The organism is Vibrio sp. ZOR0018 (assembly GCF_963865925.1).
GTDB classification, from domain to species: domain Bacteria; phylum Pseudomonadota; class Gammaproteobacteria; order Enterobacterales; family Vibrionaceae; genus Vibrio; species Vibrio anguillarum.
Window position 1 is genome coordinate 1 of sequence record NZ_CAWMCN010000026.1, and the last position, 1,848, is coordinate 1,848.

Genomic DNA, 1,848 nt, shown 5'->3' on the forward strand with positions numbered 1-1,848 from the left:
TAGTTCAAAATTGAAATTCAGTGTTTACGGCGTGTTTTTTGAGTTAAGTGGTGCGTTGTCAACCCCTTAACCGGGCGTTAGCCAAAAAATGGGCATCCATGCCACACATTTTAAGCTACCTCTAGCCAAAATTTCTCGACTTCCTTGATCTCGTTATTTATTCTGTCATAGATTTTTTCGTAGTTACCATTGAAGAAGTACTCTTTGCCAGAAGTTAAATCTAGGACTGAATATTCAAAACCACTGTCATTAATTGACTCCTCCATCAAAGCACAGATGATATTTGCTCTTTCCTGAGTCATTTTGTCACTACTACTGAAATGGAGCTTAACTAGGCGTGGTTGACCGCTTAACACAACATGGAGTTCAGGGTTACAAGTGATGCTCGTTTGTGAAAAGTTGTAGTGTTCTCTTGGTGGGTCAAAAGCCTTAATATTTTTACCAGATTGCCAATCTTTAAAAGTATTGACGATCATTTCATATTTTTGCTTTTTAGTTCCCTCTTGACGGTTGCATATTGTGTAAAGGTGAGAAATATGTCGCTTTGCAATGAAAAGACGTTTAATCGAGTTTCGTAACGGACCATAGTAGTCACGAAATGCAGCATAAGGCTCGCGATTAGCGATGTTTTTTACTCTTGTCTGTTTTGGCTTTCCCGAAGTTACAACGATTAAAGAAAACTCAGACACACTTAATGTAGGCATTCAAAATCCTCAAATTATTGGCTCGATGTCACGTTATCAATTATGGTATGTGTTGCAATGTAACATTATTAAGTTTGTGGTTATTTCATTAGGTTTCATCTGGAAATGTGACTTAACCATATGCGGTGTGTTATTTTGAATGTAAATACTATATGTAGTGTTTTCTGGCTAACAAACTGCTCAAGAGGGATTCGCAACGCGTGGCATTTTTATTATGCGTTGAATTTAGTGATTAAGGTGGTGTGCGGCGGCTTCGGTATTGCGTTGCTCACCCCTTAGCAGGGCGTTATGTTTACTTGTATTTCAAAGGCTTAAATGTCTTAGGTTCAAGTTCTTTGTCCCTCTGGCAAGTTGTTCCTAGTAGACTCAGCAAATCCGCATTGTCGGCCTAAGTTCTTGAATCACTCAAGGCGTAACACATGCCAAGGTTCGTGGGTTGCTTCATTGTCAGGTCGTGGCGGTTGGCTTATTGTTTTACTGGCTCAAAGTCGCTTTCAGGCTCTTAGCCAATCAGCATTCCAGCTTGGCAGTTGCCTCGGCAATTCACCATTGTTTTGTGCTTTGGTTGGAAAGATAGGGAGTTTGTTGAAGCTTAGTCGGGTTGCCTCATTGGGCAGGGAAGTGGAATTACTGGTTTTGGGTTAGTCGATTTTGGCGGCCAAGTTGGTTCTTGCCTTGTGGTTTGGTTCAGAAATTTGGTCAGAAATAGCAGTTCTTTCTCAATTAAGTCAGTAGCTTGTGGTAAAACATAACAAACAATTCAACAGTGATTCGCAACGCTTGGCGCTCTCACTTCGAATTGAGTTTAGTGTTTAAGGCGCAATGTTCAAGTTCAGTGTCTGCGCTGCTCACACGTTAATTGGGCGTTATGTGAATTGGAGAAATTGAGTATATGAAGAAGTTAATCGCTATATTTATAGCCGTCTTTTGTCTAGCTTCGATTGGTGCTCAAGCTAATGATCATCAGTTAAAAAATGCGTATGAAAATCATCAAAGTGATATTCAAGTCCAAGGCAGGCACAGTTATTCGCTTGTTACCTGATGACAACGAAGGAAGTAGGCATCAAAAATTCATATTGAAACTGGACAGTAAACAAACTTTACTTGTTGCTCACAATATTGATTTAGCTCCTAGGGTTCCAAA

General features: G+C 39.9%; 1 protein-coding gene and 1 pseudogene. One reads left to right on the plus strand and one right to left on the minus strand.

From position 1 onward, the window contains the following. Positions 1–110: 110 nt before the first annotated feature. Positions 111–704, minus strand: coding sequence for a hypothetical protein (locus tag AACR75_RS00880; protein ID WP_047691428.1), 594 nt, complete (start codon positions 702–704; stop codon positions 111–113). Between the two features lie 892 nt (positions 705–1,596). On the opposite strand from AACR75_RS00880, the pseudogene AACR75_RS00885 reads away from it, so the two are divergent. Then, positions 1,597–1,848: pseudogene (locus AACR75_RS00885) on the plus strand (DUF3465 domain-containing protein); the annotation flags it as partial.

Bases quoted from the DNA above. Each gene is read 5' to 3' on its own strand.
- AACR75_RS00880 (WP_047691428.1), bottom strand. From the start codon at position 704: ATGCCTACATTAAGTGTGTCTGAGTTTTCTTTAATCGTTGTAACTTCG.